We start from the raw sequence: 19,370 nt of genomic DNA, 5'->3' as shown, positions 1-19,370 counted from the left end.
GTCGTTTTTATTTATAAAAAGCGGTCTGAAGTCCGCACTCCATTTATATTGTTATCCCCAACGCACCGCTTCGCAGCGTTCACAATCCGGTCTACCGCACAACAGCGCCAGCGGATTATCTCGAATCATATCCATTGCCGCGTGGATCAGGCTTTGCAAATGCACGGCCTGCACGAGCGCATTTCCAACCTCCACGCTGCGGGTGAATTTCACAACGGCGGGTACGATGGCATTGAATCCTTCCGAATCGCCGGGGAATCCGGGGCACTCCACCACCTTCCCCTGCGTCAATGCCCAGCGGATAAATTGCATTCTCCCTGCAAGTTTTTCAGCATAGTGAATGCTCGTATTCACCCGATGATCCACACCCAATAACAGCACCCAGCCGTCCCGTTCGGCCAGAGCCGCGATCGGCGCAAAAGGTTCATAAAGTGTCTGCGTATTGATGATCATATCCGCATTGATCCCCGCAAATGACTGAATCGGATGTGACGAACGCTTCGCTTTCGGATGATTGCGCAGTACTTCAGGAAGCATACCCATTAACTTGTCAGCGGGCATGTCGGGATAAAAAGGCTCGGCCATTTTGTTCAAGTCGGATTCGCGGCCATAAGTGATGCCATTGCGCGGCGGCCCAACTTCGGGATTCAACATAGTCTTATACGTGAAGGTCGGCATGATAATTCCACGCGTGGTTTCGAGCAGCGCGTTAAGCACCGCATCCGCGCCGCCTTCGATGGGGCCGAACGCCCGCAGGGAAGCATGCGCAATGACAAGTTGTTTACTCAGGCCTAATTGGGAAAAAGCGTTTCGCAGATTCATTCGTTTGAGTAGTCAAGCAGCGAACAGACTACTTCCCATTCCAATTCGCCTTGCGTTTTTCGATGAAGGCCTTCATGCCTTCCTTTTGATCCTCCGTCGAGAACAGCGGATAGAAGTTGCGTTTCTCGGCTTTGAGACCTTCGGTGAGCGTGGTCTCGAACGCGGCATTGACTGAGTCCTTGGCCATGCGCACAGCCATTGGCGCGCGGGAAGCGATCTCCTCTGCAAAGGCAATCGCGGCGTCGAGATATCCAGTTATCGGCACAACGCGATTCACCAGCCCGAATTGCAGGGCTTCGGCGGCGGTCAGCGTGCGGTTGTTGATGACCATTTCCATCGCAAGTTGTTTGCCGAGCAAACGCGCAAGCCGCTGCGTGCCGCCCGCACCGGGAATGACCCCGATGGTGATCTCAGGCTGGCCAAACTTTGCGGATTCTGAAGCGACGATCATGTCGCATGAAATTGCGAATTCACATCCGCCGCCCAGCGCCCACCCCGACACAGCGGCGATGACAACTTTTTTGATCCCGCGGATGCGGTCCCATTTTTCCACACGTCCCTGCGTGATCATTTCAAAAGGCGAGGCTTCCGCCATTTCCTTGATGTCTGCGCCTGCGGCAAATGCTTTTTCATTGCCGGTCACCACCATTGCGCCGACGTTCTCATCGTTATCGAATGCTTCCAGCGCATCGAACAATTCGGTCAACATGGTGGAATTGAATGCATTCATCGCCTGCGGGCGATTTAGTGTGACAAGGCCCACTTTCCCCCGGGTTTCCGTCAATATGGTTGTGTATGTCATGCGTCCTCCAAATAGGTTGGGCACAGAACGTGTCCCATGAATTAATTTTCTCAATCGTCACCATGCTGCTCAAATTTCCCGCCAAAAAGCAACGATTTGTTTGAAAGGTAACCACTTGGGATAAATTATAAAGTATGAAAGGCCTTGTTGTATAATCGCCGTCAGGAGAACAAAATGCAAATCTTATTATTAATTCACTCGTACCTGCGCTGGTTGATCGTTGTTGTTGCGGTTGTAGCCATCGTCAAATTCGCGCTTGGCTGGCTGCGCGGCGGCGCTTTCAAAGGCATGGACCGCGGCCTCGCTTCCGGTTTCAGCGGCCTGCTCGACCTGCAAGTGACACTCGGCCTCATCTTCATGCTCTGGACAGGTTTTGCGGGTGTCGGCTTTCCCATGGTCCGTATCGAACATGCCACCACCATGATCATTGCCGCAGTGATTGCGCATCTGCCTGCGCGCTGGAAAAGCGCCGCCGACAAGACCCGCTTCCGCAATACATTATTCTGCATCCTCGGCGCGCTTTTGCTGGTCTATGTCGGGGTGATGCGTTTACCGGGTGGATGGAGCAGGTAACAGCGCAGAGCGAAGCGGTCGTTTTTCCATCCTAAAGTTATTCTCAGTTTATATTAATCATGATAAACTTTGTCACACTTGCTCTGTTACCAACGCAGTGCAATGTCGTTCAGGCTGGAACGTTGATACACTTGGAGAAGAGATGGAAAACAAGTTATATGTAGGCAACCTGCCCTACGCCACCACTGAAGACGAACTCAAGTCACACTTCAGTCAGGCCGGAACCGTCACCTCTGTTGCATTGATCAAAGATCGCGCTACTGGCCGTGCCAAGGGCTTCGGTTTTGTCGAAATGGCAACAGCAGATGAAGCCCAAAAAGCCATCAGCATGTTCAATGGTCAGAACTTTATGGGCCGTTCCATCACAGTCAATGTTGCCCGCCCACCTGAAAACCGTCCACGCAATTTCGGAGATCGAAATCGCGGCGGTGGACAGAACCGCAACTAGAAAAATATCCAGCCCTGAACCAGAATAAAATCAACAGCCCTGCAATTGCAGGGCTGTTATCATTACTCCATGAAACGAATCATCCTGCTCGGTCCCATCCTTTTCGCAGTGGTGCTCGCCGCACTGACCCTCGTCAAATATGAATTCCTGCGCGGGCTCGGCTGGCATCCTATTAACGATCCCACCTTCGACTGGCCCAGCGGCCTTGCGCTTGGGAAATACGGATGGATCATGACCGCGACCTTCATCGCCAGCGGACTGCTCATGACCCTCTTCGCCGCCCGCCTCTTTCTGGACCTCGAACCTGCCCGCACATCCCAGATCGGATGCGCCCTTTTGGCATTTGCCGGTCTAGCGCTCGCATCTTTGGCCTTCACCACCGACCCAACGATCCGTACCACCCCAGCCACCTGGCATGGACGTTTACACGACCTGTCCTTCGTCCTGCTTGGGCTTACCCTGTTCCCAGCCATGATCGTGCTTGGTTTCGCCTTTCGCAAGAGCGAGCGTTGGAAACCGTATGCGCTTTATACATGGCTCACCCTCGCTCTTGCCGCGCCTGCATTCGCGCTCAAAGGTGCGGCGTTTTATGTTTTCCTTTTCGCGATCCTGGCGTGGAACGAAGTCATCGCGCTGAAATTAAGCAAGTGAAGAACTGCCAAAACGGCCCTCAAAAAATGACGGCAGGGAATTTCCGCTCTGTTTACTGCATGGTATACTCCACAAAACAATACACCCCAAAAAAGAATCAGGGAAAGATATGCGAATCGCAAAAGCAATTAAAACCGACCAGGAAACCATTCGACGTTTCCTTGATGTACTGGGCGGGGGGTCCGTTGTACTGAGCAATAACAAACTTGCCCAAGCCAGTTTCTTCACCCTCGGGCACAGTTTTATTCAGGAATTTATCGAGGGAGTCTTCCAAAAAAAGGAAGAATACCTCATCAACGAGCTGGAAAACGGCGGCTTTCCTTCGGAAGGCGGACCGATCGGCTCGCTAAAAGCCGACCAGAAAAAATGTCAGGAAACAGCCGAACATCTCCTCAATGCGGCCAAACAATGGCAGGGCGGCGACGAGATCGCGCGCAGTGAAGTGGGCTGGGCGGTCAGCGAATATACAAACACCTGCCGCCAGCGCCTTGAACGAATGAGAAATTTGATCGTCCCTCTGCTTGAACAAACTTTTACCCTTGAAGAAGATCAACAGATCGCCGAAAAACTCAACGACATGGTCTTCGAACACCTGCCGAAAGACAACCCGAACAAATACGTCAAAGTGATCGAAAGGCTCGAAGAGCAATTGAGCGATTGGAAATAGACCCGCTTCCATGAAAGTCACTCATCCCGAAAACATTTCGCGGGTGAGTTTTCTTTTTAATTCCTAGCCTTAAGGCTAGGCGCCTCAGGCTTGACATTTCATTCGCCGCGCGATAATATTTCGACATCAAACTATATGACGTCAAAAGGTTTTGATATGCCCACACATTATCCAGGAACCCGCGCTGAAAAGCGCACGCTCAACACTTTCATTAAGCTCACCCGCTGCACCAATTCCCTGCTGGCGCGGCTAGCAGAACGCAACACCATGGGAGACCTGACACCTTCGCAGTTCTCCGTGCTGGAGGCGTTATATCACCTTGGTCACATGACCCAGGGTGAGATCAGCACCAAAGTCCTCAAAAGCGGAAGCAACATGACCACAGTGATCGACAACCTTGAACGCGACGGCTATGTCCGACGCGAGCGCGATGGAAAAGACCGAAGGGTGATCCATGTCCATTTAACAAAGGCAGGCACGGGCAAGCTGGAAGCGATTCTTCCGAATCATGTGGCTGCCTTAGTGGAAGAGTTCCAGGTTCTATCCGCAAGCGAGTTGGAGACATTGGGCGAATTGTGCAAAAAGCTGGGCAGGGGCGGGGAGTCTGCATGAGCGTAAAAAGTGCGCAGACACGCATTACACAGGCGGTCACATCCTGGGCAGGTGTGACGGTGCAGCCACATCGCTTTGGCGGCGTGGAGTATGTGATCGGCAAACGCGAAGTCGGGCACATCCATGGCGACCACATGGTGGATATTCCCTTTCCCAAGAAAGTGCGCGATGCGCTTGTCGCTGCAGGGCGCGCGCAGCCGCATCACCTTTTGCCGGAGACAGGTTGGATCAGTTTCTACCTGCGGCAGGAAGATGATGTGGAAAAGGCAATTGCTTTGTTTCGTGAAAGTTATGAGATCGCACAAAAACAAAAACCAAAAACTATAGAGGTATAGAATGAACAACAAACTTATCGCAGTAACAGGCGCCACCGGGCAACAAGGCGGCGCTGTAGTAAGAAAACTTTTGGCAGATGGCTGGCAGGTTCGTGCATTGACGCGTGATATCAACAAGCCCGCCGCGCAGGAATTGAAATCGCTCGGCGCAGAACTCGTCGCAGGCGACATGGACAATCAGGCTGATCTCGATGCCGCGTTCAAAGGTGTGTATGGCGTCTTCAGCGTGCAGAACTTCTGGCTGCCGACGGTTGGTTTCGATGGTGAAGTCAAGCAGGGCAAGCTGGTGGCAGATGCTGCCAAAGCAGCTGGTGTTCAGCATCTCGTTTATTCATCGGTCGGTTCGGCACATCGCGGCATGGGACAGAAACATTTCGAAAGCAAGTGGATCATCGAACAGTATGTCCACACGCTTGGCGTACCCTACACCATTCTGCGCCCCGTGGCATTCATGGATAACTACAACTGGAGCCGCGCTTACATTTTGAGCGGCACGTTCTCGGGCAATGGTACCCGTCCCGACAAAGCGACCCAGATCATTGCTGTCGAAGATATTGGTGTATTCGCCGCGCTGGCGTTCGCGAACCCCAAGGAATATCTCAGCAAGACCATTGAACTCGCTGGCGATGAACTGACCGAGCCTCAAGTCGCCGAGATGTTCACCAAGGTGATCGGACGTCCCGTAACGCTGACCGCGCCAACCGGTGGATGGGGCAACGCCTCGGAAGAAGAAATGAAAGCCGCCTACGAATTCTTCAACGGCAAAGCCTATGATGCGGATATCGCCGCGCTTCGCAAACTTCACCCGGGCTTGTTACGCTTCGAGGATTATCTTCTCAAGAATGGCTGGAAGAACCAACAGCCGATTCTTATCCCTGAACATAATAATTGAGTTTAAGAGGTCGAAAATGCACAAAACAGGTCAGAGCAACTCTGACCTGTTTTGTCTTTAATTGCCAAATCTCGTGATTGTCACCAAATTATATATAATGTACAATCCTCGCCATTAAGGAACCCTCCCCCATGCTTCAACTAAAAACCACTCCATTCCATGAACGAACGTCCGCGTTGTGCCAGCCGCAGAATTGGCGCAAGTGGGCGGGATATTTCGCCGCAGGCTCGTACGAGCACACGCTCGACCGCGAGTATTGGGCGATCCGCAATGCGGCAGCGTTGATCGATGTCTCGCCGCTGATCAAGTATGTGATTAAAGGAAAAGACGCGGCGGCTCTGCTGCATCGCGTCACCACACGCAACATCCACAAGATGAGCGTGGGACAAGTCTTCTACACGGGCTGGTGCGATGAAGAAGGCAAGATGATCGACGATGGCACCGTCACGCGCTTCGACGAAACGACCTTTCGCCTGACTGCTGCGGAACCGAATCTGCGCTGGCTGACGATGAATGCGGTCGGCATGGAAGTGGAAATCACCGAAGTCACGGACGATGTGGCGGCGCTCAGTTTTCAGGGACCGAACACACGCAAGGTCTTGAACATCGTCGCTGAAAAACCCGTGGACGAGTTGAAGTATTTCCGCATGATGAAGAACAAGATTAGCGGAGTTGAAGTCACCATTTCACGCACAGGCTACACAGGTGACCTCGGCTACGAAATCTGGATGGACGCAAAAGACGCGCTTCCGATCTGGGATAAGTTGATGGAAGTCGGCGGCGATTACGGCATTGCACCCGTCGGCATTTTGGCAATGGACATGGCACGCGTGGAAGCAGGTCTCTTCATGCTCGATGTGGATTACACCTCCGCATCCCACGCATGGATCGAACCGCAGAAATCCTCTCCCTTTGAGCTGGGACTCGATTGGACAGTCGCGCTCGATAAGCCTGGCTACTTCGTCGGTCGCCGCGCATTGGAACGTGAGAAGCGCGAAGGCTCCACATGGAAGATGGTCGGTTTGGAAGTGGATTGGGTTGGCATGGAAAAATTATTCGCAGGCGTTGGCTTGCCGCCGCAAATCCCTGGCACAGCCGTGCGCGGAAGTTTGCCGATCTTTGTTGGCAATGTGCAAGTTGGATATGCATCCACATCCACATGGTCACCTGTGTTGAAAAAATACATCGCCCTCGCGCATTTGCAAAAGCCATACTTTGAAGTCGGCACCGATGTGCGCATGGAAATCACGGTCGAACATCACCGTCAACACGCGCCTGCGAAGGTGGTCAAGCTGCCGTTCTACGAGCCTGAGTGGAAGAAGAAATAATTAAACAGAAGATGTTGATAGAGTTTGACGAAGAATGGTTTTTCAACCTTAGCAACCGTCAAACCTTCAACAACGTCATTATAGAGAAAACTTATGACATCAAATCAATACGACGCAATCATCATCGGCGGCGGTCACAACGGACTTGTGGCTGGCGCATACCTCGCGCGCGCTGGCAAGAAAGTGGTCGTGCTCGAGCGCAGACATATCGCGGGCGGCGCGGCAGTGACCGAGGAAATTTTCCCTGGTTATAAATTCACCGAGTTTTCGTATGTGGTGAGTTTGTTACGCCCCGAAATCATCCGTGACTTGGAATTACCCAAGCACGGACTCAAAATCCTTCCGCTTCCTTCCACCGTCACGCCGATGGAAAACGGAGATTATCTCGGCGCATGGGATGACCACGACCTGACCCGCCGCGAGATCTATCGTCACTCGCCCAAAGACGCAGAAGCCTATGACGAATACGCCCGCGTCATGGCGCGCGCGGCGAAAGCCATCAAGCCCATCATCAATCTCATTCCGCCCGACCCATCCTCGCTCAGCGTGAAGGACTTGATGGGCTTGCTCAAAGTCGGTCAATTCGCTGCGAATCTTTCTGAAAAAGAATTGTACGCAATTGCCAAACTCGCCACCCAATCCTCAGCGGATTTGCTCGAAGAGTGGTTCGAGTTTGACCCGCTGAAAGGCACCAAAGCCGCCAGCGGAATCATCGGCACCTTCCTCGGTCCGCGCTCGCCTGGCACGGCGTATGTTTTGCTTCATCACTACATGGGCGAAATTGACGGCGCGTTCCGCGCGTGGGGTTTTGCCAAGAACGGCTCTGGCGGAGTCAGCGGCTCCATCCTCAGCGCAGCGAAAGCGCTCGGAGTGGAAGTCAGACTCAACGCAAGCGTGAAGCAGGTCATCGTTAAGAATGGACGCGCTGTTGGCGTCGCTCTCGAGAACGGCGATGAACTCACATCCAAAGTCGTCATGTCCGCCGCAGACCCGAAGCGCACCTTCCTGCAATTCGTCGAGCAAAAACATTTCCCCGATGAATTCGTCACCGCGCTGCAAAACTTCCGCACACGCGGCTCGTCGGGCAAGGTCAACATCGCGTTGAGCGAACTGCCCAACTTCACCGCGCTGCCCTTCAAAGGCAAAGGTCACGACTCGGCGCTGCATCGCGGCGCGGTGTCCATCAGCCCGAGCATTGATTACATCGAGCGCGCCTACGACGACGCGAAGTACGGGCAGATTTCCAAGCGCCCGTATCTCGATATGATTTTCCCATCCATGATCGACCCAGACATGGCGCCTCCCGGACAGCACGTGATGTCTTGCTTCGTGCAATACGCGCCGTACGACCTCGAAGGCGGCTGGAACGACACGAAGCGCACGAACTCGGCGAAGCGGTCATCTCGACCATCGAGCAATACGCGCCGAACATCCGCAAAGCCATCGTCGGCATGCAGGTCATCTCACCGAAAGACATCGAAGCCATCGCGGGCATCACGGGCGGCAACATCTTCCACGGCGAACTGCTGCTGCACCAAATCTTCTTCCTGCGTCCCACCCCGCAATGGGCAGACTTCCGCACCCCGCTCAAAGGCTACTACTTCGGCGCAAGCGGCGCACACCCCGGCGGCGGCGTCATGGGCGCGGCAGGCATGTTGGCGGCAAAAGAAATTCTCAAGGACGGTTTGAAATGAGCCACTACGATTCCATCATCATCGGCGCAGGTCATAACGGACTCGTTGCTGCTGCCTATCTCGCCAAGCAAGGCAAAAAAGTTTTGGTGCTTGAACGCCGCGCCATCGTCGGCGGTTCGGTTGTTACAGAATCTTTCGGCGATGATTTCAAAGCGGATTCAATTTATGCAGGCGGGACTCTGCGCCCCGACATTATCAAAGACCTGAAACTCGCCTCACACGGGCTGACAGTTGATACCGTCCGAAAACCATTCATCTCCCTCCAGGCAGACGGCAACCACCTCACCCTCGACGCCGAGTCCATCAAACGCATCTCCGAAAAAGACGCGGCGCGCTTCCCTGAATTTGTCCGCTTCATGGATAAAGCCGCAAGCATTCTCGACACCGCCTACGCCACCATCATGCCGCGCCTGCCGCTGAACTTCAACATCCGCGAAGGCTACGGCTTGCTGGAGTTGGGACTCGAACTGAAACTCGCGGGTCGCAAAGACATGCTCAACTTCATCCGCGCCCTGCCGATGACCGCGCAGGAATTGCTCGATGAATATTTTGAATCTGACGTGGTCAAAGCAGCGATTGCATCCGTCGGCATCCACGGCTTCACCCTCGGACCGATGGGCGCAGGCACAGGCTACACCCTCATCCACAACTGGATGAATCGCGGCGGCTTGGCGAATGTCAATGTTGGCAAAGCGGGCGAAATCACACAAGCGCTTGCGAATGCGGTGAAATCCTTCGGTGGTGAAATTAGAACCGAGGCAGAAGTAAAAAGTATCAAAGTGGAAAGTCAAATTGCGAAGGGCGTCATCCTCGCAAATGGCGAAGAGATTCTTGCAAATCAAATCCTCTCCTCCGCAGACCCGAAGCACACCCTGCTCAAACTCGTCGGCGCACAGGATTTGCCGCCCGAATTCGTCTGGCACACCCAGTCCATCAAAATGCGCGGCTCGGTGGCGAAAATCCACTTGCAGACGAATGGCAATCACGGCATCCCCGAAGGGACAGTCGTCCTCGCCCCATCCATCAAATACCTCGAACGCGCCTACGACGCCGCGAAGTATGGCGAGATTTCCGAGAAGCCGTATTTGGAAGTGACAACTTCTGGCAATGTGGTGAGTATCCATTTCCAATCCGCGCCGTATGCTTTGAAGAAGAGCAGTTGGCAGGTGGAAGGTTCGAAGGTTGAGAAGTTGGCAATCGATACACTTGCGGAATACTTCCCCAATCTAAAATCGTCAATCGTAAATCGCAAATTGATAACGCCTCTCGACCTCGAACAAACCTACGGTCTCACCGAAGGCGACCTCAACCACGGTCAACTCATGCTCGACCAGTTCCTGTTCATGCGACCCATCCCAGGCTGGTCGAATCACAAAACACCCATTGATAACCTCTATCTCTGCGGAAGCGGAGTCCACGGCGGAGGCGGAGTCAGCGGCGCGGCGGGACGGAACGCGGCGAAAATATTGAAGTAAATTTTTGCGGATTCAAGCCTCAGCTTGAATCCGCTTTTTTGTAATAGAGGCAAGATAAGGTGAGAGCGAGGCGGGGGTTTTCATCCTAATGGGGGTATTGATTTATTTTTCTTTTTGAGAATAATGCATATAAATTTTATTTACAGGAGATAATTGCTAATGTATACCGACCCACAGAATTCCGCTATTGGTGAAGATAGAAGTTCGAGTCGAAATTTAATAATTTCCATTATCGTGATAATCCTTTTCGGTTGTTGTTGTCTTGCGCTGGGGATAGGTGGCTATTATGGCTACCAAGCCTATGTAGCAGTAAAAGGAGTTGTAGATGAGGCTCAGGAAGTTTTTGAGATTCCAGTGAATCCAGATGACCCCAACAGTCCCAATGTTCCGATTCCGTTCACACCTTTTAGCCAAGCGCCGGAAGGCGGGCTGGGAGATAAAAGGGCGCGTGAATTTGTATGGTCGCAGATTCCCATCTACTACGAAGAAGCGAATTGCCCGGCTCCACAAGTGGATACTACTGAAATTACAGTGATATCCCAGCCAAATGCTGAAGGTTCATGGCAGGAAGAATGGAAGGTGGATTGCGGCAACGGAACGTTCCATGTCTTTGTTGTAGATTTTTTTACCCAGGACGGAAATTCTTCCGGGCTCGTTCAACCACCTCAGTAACTGTATGTAATGTGTAAAACGCGGGTAGATTAACATCTACCCGCGTCAACTCTGATAAGCGTCAATACACTGTCCGCATGGTGCGCGAAAATGATCTGCTTTTTTACAGACAACCGCTCAAGTAAATTGCACGTGGATCGCGGCCAAAGGCAAGGCGTTTCGCCCAGGTACTGGGAAAAGAGCGCAAGACATGCGAATCCAGCATCTCAGGCTTGTGAAGATTCCAGCCTGCCGAGGTGAGATTCTCAAAGATGCGTTCCGCACCATATTCAAGACTCCAACCTTGTTCGGCAAGTGCGCCACCATTCAAGCGGACATCCAACGCAGCCGATGAACCTGCAACAGACTCCAAACCACGCAGGAGTCTATCATCACCATTCAACAGGCTTTCGAGCAGACTGCCCCACGGAAAGTTGATGGTGATGTGCGAAACGAGTCCGCGCAGTTCTTGCGGCAGGGATTGCGCGCTGGCAATGATGTAGAGCAGGTTCGGCAGTTTGGCACGCGAATGTTCGTGCAGGTTCTCGCGGCACGAGTCCACGCCGATGACGAAGTGGTTGGGAAAATTGTCAGCGTGGCAAAATGCAAATTTGCCGTCACCCGTACCCAGGTCCAGTGTGATGCGATCGTAATTTGCAAGCCGTGCATAAAAGTCAGTCAAATCCAAATTATGGGACACTTTGCCCCGAATTGTTTCCATGTGAAATCTCCAATCTGTCTAAAGGGTTGAATAGAGACAGGTTGGAGTTGGAGGATCACGGGCGCGTGAAAACAGACGGCCCTTTGTGGGTCAGGCACCGTCGAGATCATCGGGGGTGGGTTTGTTTTTAGTTACAGGGAATGTAAAACGGACCCGCTGAAAGTGGGTCTTGTGAACTGTTGATTCGGTTTTAACTTAGCAGGGTGGTCGGGTTGTGTTCACAGAAAAATTTTAGCACGGACTTTTCACTGCGCAAATTAGAGTTTTATATGTAAATCGCAGGGAGCGGTACAATCCCTTCTACGGTAGGGGCGAATAAATATCCCGCCATGCTATACTGACAAAAAATTTCACAGGAGAGAGCCATGCGTTACAAACTACTTGGTCACAGCGGATTACGCGTTTCGGAATTTTGTCTGGGCACGATGACCTTCGGCGAGACCTGGGGCTGGGGAGCATCCAAAGCTGAGAGTAAAAAGATGTTCGACCTGTTCGCCAACGCGGGCGGGAATTTTATCGATACGTCTGTCAATTATACAGATGGAACTGCTGAAGAATTTCTCGGCGATCTTTTGAAGACGAACCGCGATCATTTTGTGGTCGCAAGCAAGTACACATTGACAAAGCCCGATAATACCGACCCGAACGGCGGCGGGAACAGCCGCAAGAACATGATGAAGTCGGTGGAAAAAAGCCTCAAACGCTTGAAGACGGATTTCCTTGATATTTATTATCTGCACATGTGGGATTACATGACGCCTGTGGAGGAAGTGCTGCGCGGGCTCGACGATCTGGTCCGCCAGGGAAAGGTGAATTACGTGGCCTTTTCCGATTCACCTGCCTACATCGTGGCGGAAGCAAATACACGCGCAGAATTAATGGGCTGGTCGCGTTTTATCGGAATGCAGGTGCCCTACTCGCTGCTTGACCGCGCCGTGGAACGCTCCATCATTCCGATGGCTGCTCATTGGGACATGGCGGTTCTGCCGTGGGGTCTGCTGGAAGCGGGCATTTTAACGGGCAAGTTCCTGAAAAAAATAAAAGATTCCACCAGGATCGATCAGAAGAAATTAAAGTTAAGAGAAAAATCTCAGAACATCGTGAAGGAAGTGCAATCCGTCGCGCAGGAAACAGGCAAACCCATGTCACAGGTGGCGATCAATTGGGTCAGGCAGAATCCCGTGGCACAGATGATTCCCATCCTTGGCGCGCGCAGCGCAAAACAATTAAAGGATAATCTCGACGCCATCGATTGGAAACTGACCGAGGAACAATACCAGCGGCTCGACACCGTCAGTCAGATCGATCTGGGTTTCCCGCAGGACATGCTCAACGGAAATCGCTACATCTTCGGCGCAACTTTCGACAAGATAGACAATCATCGTAAATAATTCAATCGAACACCAAAAAACTCACCCCGCAGAATTGACTACGGGGTGAGTTTTTTAAGCTCAAAAGAGATTCTTCACAGCGAGATACCTGCGTTTGTTTGTTACAATCCTTCAAGTTTCCATTTATTCATCAGCCACTTTAGAAAGGAAATAGCCATGCGCAACAGTTCACGTTCGGCATTTTCACTGTTTCTCGTTCTTCTGATACTGACCAGCTTTTTTATCGGTGCCCCGGTCACCTCAGTGCAAGCCGCGGGCCAAACCTATTATGTTGCCACCAGCGGAAATGACGGCAACCCCGGAACACAAGACCAGCCCTGGCGCACCATTCAACACGCAGCTGATTCAGTGACCGCCGGTGATGTTGTGCAGGTCCGCGGTGGAATTTATAACGAGGCGGTCTTCATCAACGTATCGGGCTCCGCAGCCAATGGACATATTACATTTCAAAGCTATACCGGCGAAACCGCCATTCTTGATGGCAGCGGATTTGCATCCACCGCCGGGGATATCGGCTTCTTGATCCAGGATCAAAGCTACATTATCCTGAACGGATTTGAGATCCGCAACTACTCTACAAATCAGGCAGGTGCCACGCCGATGGGCATCTTCGTCACCGGCGCATCTCATCATATCCAGATCCTCAACAACAACATCCATCACATCGAAACACTTGCAGGCGCGAACGGCAATGCCCACGGCCTCGCGGTGTATGGAAGCGCCGCCCCGGCATCCATCCATGACCTGTTGATCCAGGGCAACAACCTGCATGACCTGAAACTCGGCAACAGCGAAGCGATGGTCCTCAACGGGAATGTTGAAATTTTCACCGTTACAAACAACACCGTGAGCTACAGCGACAACATCGGCATGGACTTTATCGGTTTTGAAGGCGTCTCACCCAACTCTGCCTACGATCAGGCACGGGATGGTGTGGTCAGCGATAACGTAATCTATGCCATTGATACGATCACCAATCCCGCCTATGGCGGCTCTCAAAGCGCGGCAGCCATTTATGTAGATGGCGGCACGCGTATCGTCATCGAGCGCAATCAGGTTTTCATGTCCAATATCGGTATCGAGATCGCCAGCGAGCATCAGGGCCGCGCCACCAGTGAGATCACCGTGCGCAACAACCTGATCTACTACAATCATATTGCCGGTCTGGCCATGGGCGGATACGACACCCAGCGTGGCAGCACCGAAAACTCCACCATCGTCAACAACACCTTCTTCGGGAACGATTCGAATCAGGATGGCAACGGCGAACTATGGATTCAATTCGACACCCGCAACAACATCATCCAGAACAATATCTTCTTCGCCAATTCACAAAGCTGGCTCATCACCAATCCATACACTCAAAATCAAAACAATGTGGTGGATTACAACCTTTACTTCGCCCCCGCCGGAATTGACGGCAGTGAATGGCAATGGAAAAACACCTTTCATCAGGGCTTTGCTGCTTATCAATCCGCCACGGGCAACGATGCCCATTCCATATTCATCGATCCGCAGCTTTCAGGCACTTCTGTTTCAGAATACAGGCTGCTCTCCGGTTCGCCCGCCATTGACACAGCGAATTGCGCCAGCGCGCCCGTCGACGATTTCTCCGGCGACCTTCGTCCGCAAGGCGCAGGCTGCGATATCGGCGCAGACGAATATTCTTCAAGCCTTTTCGCCGATGTGCCTTCCGATCATTGGGCTCGAAGCTGGATCGAAACCCTGTACGCCGCAGGCATTACCAGCGGCTGCGGAACAAATCCACTGACCTTCTGCCCCGATGCCCCGGTCACCCGCGCAGAAATGGCGGTCTTCCTCGAACGCGGCATGAATGGTGCGGCCTACAATCCACCTGCCGCAACAGGCACGGTCTTCACCGACATCCCCGCTGATTATTGGGCTGCCGCATGGGTCGAACAGCTCTTCGCCGATGGCATCACGGCCGGATGCGGCCCCGACCTGTATTGCCCCAACGATTACGTCACCCGCGACCAAATGGCCATCTTCCTCCTGCGCGCAAAATACGGCTCCGCCCATACCCCGCCGCCCGCAACTGGCGTATTTTCCGACGTACCCACAGATTACTGGGCGGCCGCGTGGATCGAACAACTCGCTGCCGAGGGCATCACGGCTGGCTGCGGCAACGGTAACTATTGTCCAAGTCAGCTGGTCAGCCGCGCCGAGATGGCAGTCTTCCTCGTGAGGACATTTAACCTCGCACCATAATCATTTTTCAAAATGACTTACAAAGAGGCGGCCCATCTCAAATAAGATGGACCGCCTCTTTGATTTTTATCTTCACCCCAACATCGCTTCAGACTCTGCTGATAACTGCTTCTGTATTTTCGACAGAGTCAGCGCCTAATCCTCAACGATCCGCATGACCGGCCAACCATCGAATCCTTCCACAATAAACTCGCGGCGATAGCTCATGTCATCGCTCGATGTATCCACACACTCATACCTGGCCATTGCGCCCGGCGATTCGATCTGTTTACAAGTAGACATACTGCTCGGCATCCACAACGGATTGATCAGAATAAAAAGGATGAACGGGAAAATGAACGCCAGCACCAGCCCGGCCAGCAGCCTTACACCTAACAACTTCTTTTGAAGCCCAAGCAAAATGCAGACTGGGAGTCCCAGCATGCAGATCGGCAAATACAACAAGGAAGCAAGTCCCTGATTGGGCGGAGCAGGTACGAACTTCATGAAGGATAGGATCGCCGAAAAAACGGGAGCGGCGATGATCGCCAGCATGGGTTTGATAAGGTTGGGCTTCATTTTCTATTTTCCTTTTCATCTGTTCTTGAAATATTCGCTCACAATGTCAGAGTAATCTGCATCGGTATGTGTGTCGAGAATACGGAAGAAATCATCGCCTGAGACGATCCTCTCTCGTCCCTGGTTGTAATAATCCTGCAGAAAAGCGAAGAAGGCTTCATCGCCGATACGTCCGCGCAGGTCTTTCATAAAATGTGCGCCGTTGAAATAGACAATGTATTTATACGTGTCAGCATTCTGGCCTTCGTACACGGGGATGTCGATCTCCCCGAACGGTTCGAAGAAATCGATGCGATTCGTCCACCACCATGCCAGCGCATCGGGGTGCGCAGCTTCATAATAGATCGCTTCCGAATAGGTGGTCAGGGATTCATCCAGCCAGGGTTCCTGCGCCTGATCGTTCGCGACCTGATCGAACCACCATTGATGTCCCGTTTCGTGCGCGGCCACGGCGATCAGGTAACTTTGCGGGCTTCCGTCATACAGGTTATAGAAACTGCGGCTGTGAAAATACAGCGCAGAGAATTCCATGCTGTCTTGAAAATCAGCGATGACGATCGAAAGCGTTTTGTGCGGATACAGCCCGAACATCTGCGAGAAGACTTGAATGGCCTGCGCGCTGGTCAGCATGGCGGCATCGCCCGCATTTTTATAAATGGGAAAATAGTAGCTATAAACGGTCGTCTCGCCCACCTGCGTAGTGGATACCTGAAAATCACGGCTGGCGGAGATCGCAAAAGCACGCCCAGCAGTTAATGTATAGCGTGTGAACTCACCATTTGGTTCGGCGAATCCGCTGGTGGCAATGACGGGGGCGGTCTGCGGATCTGCAAATTTCACGTTGACTTCAAAATCCGCAATGGGATACACGAGATATTCGCCATGCGACCACGGTTCGCGGATGACCCAGTCGCCATCCTTGAACGGCGCAATGAATGGATACCAGTTCACGAGATTCATTTGAATTTCACTGTACCCAAAGATGCGCGCGCGTTGACTGTTGACCTGGTCCATGTAAGGGAGGAAGATGCTATAGCGCAGAGACACTGTCGAAACGGAATCAGGTTCGAGCGGAGTCGGAAGCGGAATGTCGAGTCGATTAAGGTTGAGGGTGTAATTCGTAACCGCAGCCCCATCCACTTTTATTTCCATGACATAAAAACAGTTCGGCCAAAAATTCGGAGCAACGGCAAGCGTGAGGGAGGTAAGCTGCTGCCCTGTGTGATTCGGGTAGACGATGGTTTCAGCCACATCGATGAAGTGAAGGTCGTAATCGATGAAGGTGTTGAGCGTATATTTTTCACGCGCAGGGATCGGAATCGGCGTAACCGTTGCCGTGGGCACTTCGGCAGGAGGCATCGTGGGTGCAAGCGTGCTGACTGGAAGTGCCGTCGCTGTTTGAGAAGCGGGCTGTGAACATGCTGTGACCAGCAGGAAGAATAGGAGGAAGATTCGGCGCATGGATATATTTTAACCTTTTGTGTATAATTCCAGTATCGCCCTGATAGTTCAACGGATAGAACAAAGCACTCCTAAGGCTTAGATGTAGGTTCGATTCCTACTCGGGGCACAAGCTTATAAATCTCTTATGGAAATTTAATGCGCAAGCCCTTGCAAAAAATAAAAGCCAGTAGTAATATTGTCAATGATGAGCGCTAGGGTGCCCCCCTCACCCTGGCGCTCATCATTTAATTTAATCGTCAAAAAGAACATCCCGCAGGCTTGTTGGGTCGAAAGACCCAAACGAACCTGCGGGATGTTTTGTTGCCTTGTGTAGACGATTTATTTTTTCGTACTCTTGACCATTTGGCGCGCGGTTTGCAGCAATTCGTGCGCGGAACGCAATGTACCTTCCCCCACTTCGCCAAGCATTTGCGAAAGTTCGAGCAGGCGCGGTTCGCCTTCGAGGTTTTCCACGCGTGTCAATGTGCGGCCCTTATCCACAAGCTTTTGAACTTGATAATGCTGGTCACCAAAAACAGCGAGTTGGGGAAGATGGGTGACACAAAAGACCTGGTGCGAACGCGAAAGATTCCAAAGTTTCTGACCGACCACCATGCCCACACGTCCGCCAATGCCCTGATCGATCTCATCAAAAATAAGAGATGGAACTTGATCGGCACGGGCCAGCACGTTCTTCAAGCCGAGCATTAAACGTGAGGTCTCACCACCGGAGGCGATCTTTGCCAGCGGCTTGAGGCCTTCACCGGGATTCGGCGCGATCAGGAATTCAACGCGATCAAAACCATTTTGATCGAACGCGATACGCGTACCATCAGGCATGGGAATACCGTTCACATCGGGTTTGGTTTGGAAGTCCACACCGAAGCGGGCCGCTTCCATTCTGAGATCGGCGAGTTCGGTTTCGATTCCCTTGCCCATTGTGATCGCCGCAGATTTGCGTTTTTCAGAAAGCGAGCCGCCATGTTTGGCGAGTTTTTCGAGCAGTTTCGCTTCCTGCATTTCCAATTCGTTGATACGTTCTACCGCGCCCGTTAGGGTTTCCAACTGTTTACGGGCATCAGCGCCATAGGAAAGCACCGCAGGAATGTTGCCGCCATATTTGCGTGTGAGTGAGTGGATCAGGTCAAGCCGTTCTTCCACTTCATCGAGTCTTTTGGGGTTGAATTCGATCTCTTCAAGATAATTCTGCAAGCCATGAACGACATCCGAGATCGTGTCGAGCATGAGTTCAGCCTGATTCGCAAGCTCGGCTTGTTCAGGGTCAATCTTTGCGAGGGCGGCCAATGCCTGTGCGGCCTGACCGATCAGGTCGGTGGCGGCAGGTGTTTCAGGCGAACCTTCATCGAGGACAGCCAGCGCCTCCTGGGCATTTTGCGCCAGAGACTCGGCATTCGCCAAACGGTCACGTTCCTTGCGCAATTCCTCGTCCTCGCCAGTTTTCAGGTGGGCCAGTTCAATTTCCTCCACCTGATATGTGAGCATTTCGGTGCGGCGTTCCGCATCCGATTGCGCTTTTCGTAACTCAGAAAGTTCGCGGCGCAATCCAAGCAAGGATTGATAGCTCTGGCGATAATCGCTGAGGGGCTTTGCAACTTCCGCGTAGCGATCGAGCAGGCCGAGGTGTGCGCGGGGATCGAGCAGCGAGAGATGTTCCGCCTGTCCGTGGATGTCGATCAACAATGCGCCAAGTTCACGCAGCAAACCGACATTGACCGTGCGGCCATTCACGCGCGCCACACTGCGTCCCTCCTTGCGGATCTCGCGCATCAGCACTACATAATTCGGATCATCCAACAGATCCTCGCGGGTGAGGACTTCAATCACCGCTTCTTTTTCTGGACCTTTGAGCTGGAACACCGCTTCAACAAATGCGGCGTCTGAATCAGTGCGCACAAAGGTTGTATCTGCCTTGCCGCCGATGAGCATGACCACCGCGTCGAGGATGATGGATTTGCCCGCACCTGTTTCACCCGTGAGGATGATCAGGCCGGAGTCAAAACGCAGATCGAGTTTATCTATAATGGCAAAATTCTGGATATGAAGTTCAGTGAGCATAG

The 19,370-nt window shown here is 52.5% G+C and carries 19 protein-coding genes and 1 tRNA gene; 14 read left to right on the top strand and 6 right to left on the bottom strand.

Annotation, left to right across the window (positions count from 1 at the left end; genetic code table 11):
• Positions 1 to 51: 51 nt before the first annotated feature.
• Together IPI86_RS02495 and IPI86_RS02490 are read right to left on the bottom strand one after the other, a co-directional pair.
• Complete coding sequence (locus IPI86_RS02495) at positions 52 to 822, bottom strand: AAC(3) family N-acetyltransferase (RefSeq protein WP_345296400.1); 771 nt, start codon at positions 820 to 822, stop codon at positions 52 to 54.
• Between the two features lie 28 nt (positions 823 to 850).
• Positions 851 to 1,624 carry an enoyl-CoA hydratase-related protein gene (locus IPI86_RS02490; RefSeq protein WP_345296399.1) on the bottom strand — a complete coding sequence of 258 codons (774 nt, stop codon included), beginning with the start codon at positions 1,622 to 1,624 and terminating at the stop codon, positions 851 to 853.
• Between the two features lie 174 nt (positions 1,625 to 1,798).
• Here IPI86_RS02490 and IPI86_RS02485 point away from each other — a divergent pair, with 174 nt between their 5' ends.
• From IPI86_RS02485 to IPI86_RS02435, 11 genes are all read left to right on the top strand, one after another.
• Entirely contained in the window at positions 1,799 to 2,197 is a 399-nt protein-coding gene (locus IPI86_RS02485) for a hypothetical protein (protein ID WP_345296398.1), read from the top strand.
• Positions 2,198 to 2,339: 142 nt separating this feature from the next.
• Positions 2,340 to 2,645 (top strand): RNA-binding protein, encoded by a 306-nt coding sequence (locus IPI86_RS02480; protein WP_345296397.1) that lies wholly within the window; start codon positions 2,340 to 2,342, stop codon positions 2,643 to 2,645.
• 69 nt (positions 2,646 to 2,714) lie between these two features.
• Positions 2,715 to 3,296, top strand: coding sequence for a DUF998 domain-containing protein (locus IPI86_RS02475; protein ID WP_345296396.1), 582 nt, complete (start codon positions 2,715 to 2,717; stop codon positions 3,294 to 3,296).
• A 109-nt stretch (positions 3,297 to 3,405) separates the two neighbouring features.
• Positions 3,406 to 3,963 carry a hemerythrin domain-containing protein gene (locus tag IPI86_RS02470; protein ID WP_345296395.1) on the top strand — a complete coding sequence of 186 codons (558 nt, stop codon included), beginning with the start codon at positions 3,406 to 3,408 and terminating at the stop codon, positions 3,961 to 3,963.
• Between the two features lie 156 nt (positions 3,964 to 4,119).
• Complete coding sequence (locus IPI86_RS02465; protein ID WP_345296394.1) at positions 4,120 to 4,575, top strand: MarR family transcriptional regulator; 456 nt, start codon at positions 4,120 to 4,122, stop codon at positions 4,573 to 4,575.
• Entirely contained in the window at positions 4,572 to 4,910 is a 339-nt protein-coding gene (locus IPI86_RS02460) for a luciferase family protein (protein ID WP_345296393.1), read from the top strand. The genes IPI86_RS02465 and IPI86_RS02460 overlap by 4 nt, the downstream gene beginning before the upstream one ends.
• Before the next feature lies 1 nt (position 4,911).
• Positions 4,912 to 5,802, top strand: coding sequence for an NmrA/HSCARG family protein (locus IPI86_RS02455; RefSeq protein WP_345296392.1), 891 nt, complete (start codon positions 4,912 to 4,914; stop codon positions 5,800 to 5,802).
• A 131-nt stretch (positions 5,803 to 5,933) separates the two neighbouring features.
• Complete coding sequence (locus IPI86_RS02450) at positions 5,934 to 7,130, top strand: aminomethyltransferase family protein (protein WP_345296391.1); 1,197 nt, start codon at positions 5,934 to 5,936, stop codon at positions 7,128 to 7,130.
• A 93-nt stretch (positions 7,131 to 7,223) separates the two neighbouring features.
• Positions 7,224 to 8,819 (top strand): NAD(P)/FAD-dependent oxidoreductase, encoded by a 1,596-nt coding sequence (locus IPI86_RS02445; RefSeq protein WP_345296390.1) that lies wholly within the window; start codon positions 7,224 to 7,226, stop codon positions 8,817 to 8,819.
• 1 nt (position 8,820) lies between these two features.
• Positions 8,821 to 10,299, top strand: coding sequence for an NAD(P)/FAD-dependent oxidoreductase (locus IPI86_RS02440; RefSeq protein WP_345296389.1), 1,479 nt, complete (start codon positions 8,821 to 8,823; stop codon positions 10,297 to 10,299).
• A 159-nt stretch (positions 10,300 to 10,458) separates the two neighbouring features.
• Positions 10,459 to 10,971 carry a hypothetical protein gene (locus IPI86_RS02435; RefSeq protein ID WP_345296388.1) on the top strand — a complete coding sequence of 171 codons (513 nt, stop codon included), beginning with the start codon at positions 10,459 to 10,461 and terminating at the stop codon, positions 10,969 to 10,971.
• 103 nt (positions 10,972 to 11,074) lie between these two features.
• On the opposite strand, the gene IPI86_RS02430 is transcribed toward IPI86_RS02435, so the two are convergent.
• A complete protein-coding gene (locus tag IPI86_RS02430; protein WP_345296387.1) occupies positions 11,075 to 11,671 on the bottom strand; it encodes a class I SAM-dependent methyltransferase in 597 nt (198 codons plus the stop codon).
• A 365-nt stretch (positions 11,672 to 12,036) separates the two neighbouring features.
• Between IPI86_RS02430 and IPI86_RS02425 the strand changes: the two genes are divergently transcribed.
• Positions 12,037 to 13,062: an aldo/keto reductase gene (locus IPI86_RS02425; RefSeq protein ID WP_345296386.1), complete on the top strand. Its 1,026-nt coding sequence runs from the start codon at positions 12,037 to 12,039 to the stop codon at positions 13,060 to 13,062.
• Positions 13,063 to 13,218: 156 nt separating this feature from the next.
• Entirely contained in the window at positions 13,219 to 15,291 is a 2,073-nt protein-coding gene (locus IPI86_RS02420) for an S-layer homology domain-containing protein (protein ID WP_345296385.1), read from the top strand.
• Between the two features lie 135 nt (positions 15,292 to 15,426).
• On the opposite strand, the gene IPI86_RS02415 is transcribed toward IPI86_RS02420, so the two are convergent.
• The gene (locus tag IPI86_RS02415; RefSeq protein WP_345296384.1) at positions 15,427 to 15,849 is read right to left on the bottom strand and encodes a hypothetical protein; all 423 of its coding nucleotides are present in this window, start codon (positions 15,847 to 15,849) and stop codon (positions 15,427 to 15,429) included.
• Between the two features lie 15 nt (positions 15,850 to 15,864).
• Positions 15,865 to 17,310 carry a M1 family aminopeptidase gene (locus IPI86_RS02410; RefSeq protein WP_345296383.1) on the bottom strand — a complete coding sequence of 482 codons (1,446 nt, stop codon included), beginning with the start codon at positions 17,308 to 17,310 and terminating at the stop codon, positions 15,865 to 15,867.
• Positions 17,311 to 17,347: 37 nt separating this feature from the next.
• Between IPI86_RS02410 and IPI86_RS02405 the strand changes: the two genes are divergently transcribed.
• Positions 17,348 to 17,419, top strand: a tRNA-Arg gene (locus IPI86_RS02405).
• Between the two features lie 212 nt (positions 17,420 to 17,631).
• Here IPI86_RS02405 and recN read toward each other — a convergent pair.
• Complete coding sequence (gene recN, locus IPI86_RS02400; RefSeq protein WP_345296382.1) at positions 17,632 to 19,368, bottom strand: DNA repair protein RecN; 1,737 nt, start codon at positions 19,366 to 19,368, stop codon at positions 17,632 to 17,634.
• Positions 19,369 to 19,370: the final 2 nt, after the last annotated feature.

The sequence above is a fragment of the Candidatus Villigracilis affinis genome (assembly GCF_016705895.1).
GTDB classification, from domain to species: domain Bacteria; phylum Chloroflexota; class Anaerolineae; order Anaerolineales; family Villigracilaceae; genus Villigracilis; species Villigracilis affinis.
This window is presented reverse-complemented; position numbering and strand designations above follow the sequence as displayed.

Coding starts and splice junctions, on each gene's coding strand:
- IPI86_RS02495 (WP_345296400.1), bottom strand. CDS start 822: ATGAATCTGCGAAACGCTTTTTCCCAATTAGGCCTGAGTAAACAACTT.
- IPI86_RS02490 (WP_345296399.1), bottom strand. CDS start 1,624: ATGACATACACAACCATATTGACGGAAACCCGGGGGAAAGTGGGCCTT.
- IPI86_RS02485 (WP_345296398.1), top strand. CDS start 1,799: ATGCAAATCTTATTATTAATTCACTCGTACCTGCGCTGGTTGATCGTT.
- IPI86_RS02480 (WP_345296397.1), top strand. CDS start 2,340: ATGGAAAACAAGTTATATGTAGGCAACCTGCCCTACGCCACCACTGAA.
- IPI86_RS02475 (WP_345296396.1), top strand. CDS start 2,715: ATGAAACGAATCATCCTGCTCGGTCCCATCCTTTTCGCAGTGGTGCTC.
- IPI86_RS02470 (WP_345296395.1), top strand. CDS start 3,406: ATGCGAATCGCAAAAGCAATTAAAACCGACCAGGAAACCATTCGACGT.
- IPI86_RS02465 (WP_345296394.1), top strand. CDS start 4,120: ATGCCCACACATTATCCAGGAACCCGCGCTGAAAAGCGCACGCTCAAC.
- IPI86_RS02460 (WP_345296393.1), top strand. CDS start 4,572: ATGAGCGTAAAAAGTGCGCAGACACGCATTACACAGGCGGTCACATCC.
- IPI86_RS02455 (WP_345296392.1), top strand. CDS start 4,912: ATGAACAACAAACTTATCGCAGTAACAGGCGCCACCGGGCAACAAGGC.
- IPI86_RS02450 (WP_345296391.1), top strand. CDS start 5,934: ATGCTTCAACTAAAAACCACTCCATTCCATGAACGAACGTCCGCGTTG.
- IPI86_RS02445 (WP_345296390.1), top strand. CDS start 7,224: ATGACATCAAATCAATACGACGCAATCATCATCGGCGGCGGTCACAAC.
- IPI86_RS02440 (WP_345296389.1), top strand. CDS start 8,821: ATGAGCCACTACGATTCCATCATCATCGGCGCAGGTCATAACGGACTC.
- IPI86_RS02435 (WP_345296388.1), top strand. CDS start 10,459: ATGTATACCGACCCACAGAATTCCGCTATTGGTGAAGATAGAAGTTCG.
- IPI86_RS02430 (WP_345296387.1), bottom strand. CDS start 11,671: ATGGAAACAATTCGGGGCAAAGTGTCCCATAATTTGGATTTGACTGAC.
- IPI86_RS02425 (WP_345296386.1), top strand. CDS start 12,037: ATGCGTTACAAACTACTTGGTCACAGCGGATTACGCGTTTCGGAATTT.
- IPI86_RS02420 (WP_345296385.1), top strand. CDS start 13,219: ATGCGCAACAGTTCACGTTCGGCATTTTCACTGTTTCTCGTTCTTCTG.
- IPI86_RS02415 (WP_345296384.1), bottom strand. CDS start 15,849: ATGAAGCCCAACCTTATCAAACCCATGCTGGCGATCATCGCCGCTCCC.
- IPI86_RS02410 (WP_345296383.1), bottom strand. CDS start 17,310: ATGCGCCGAATCTTCCTCCTATTCTTCCTGCTGGTCACAGCATGTTCA.
- recN (WP_345296382.1), bottom strand. CDS start 19,368: ATGCTCACTGAACTTCATATCCAGAATTTTGCCATTATAGATAAACTC.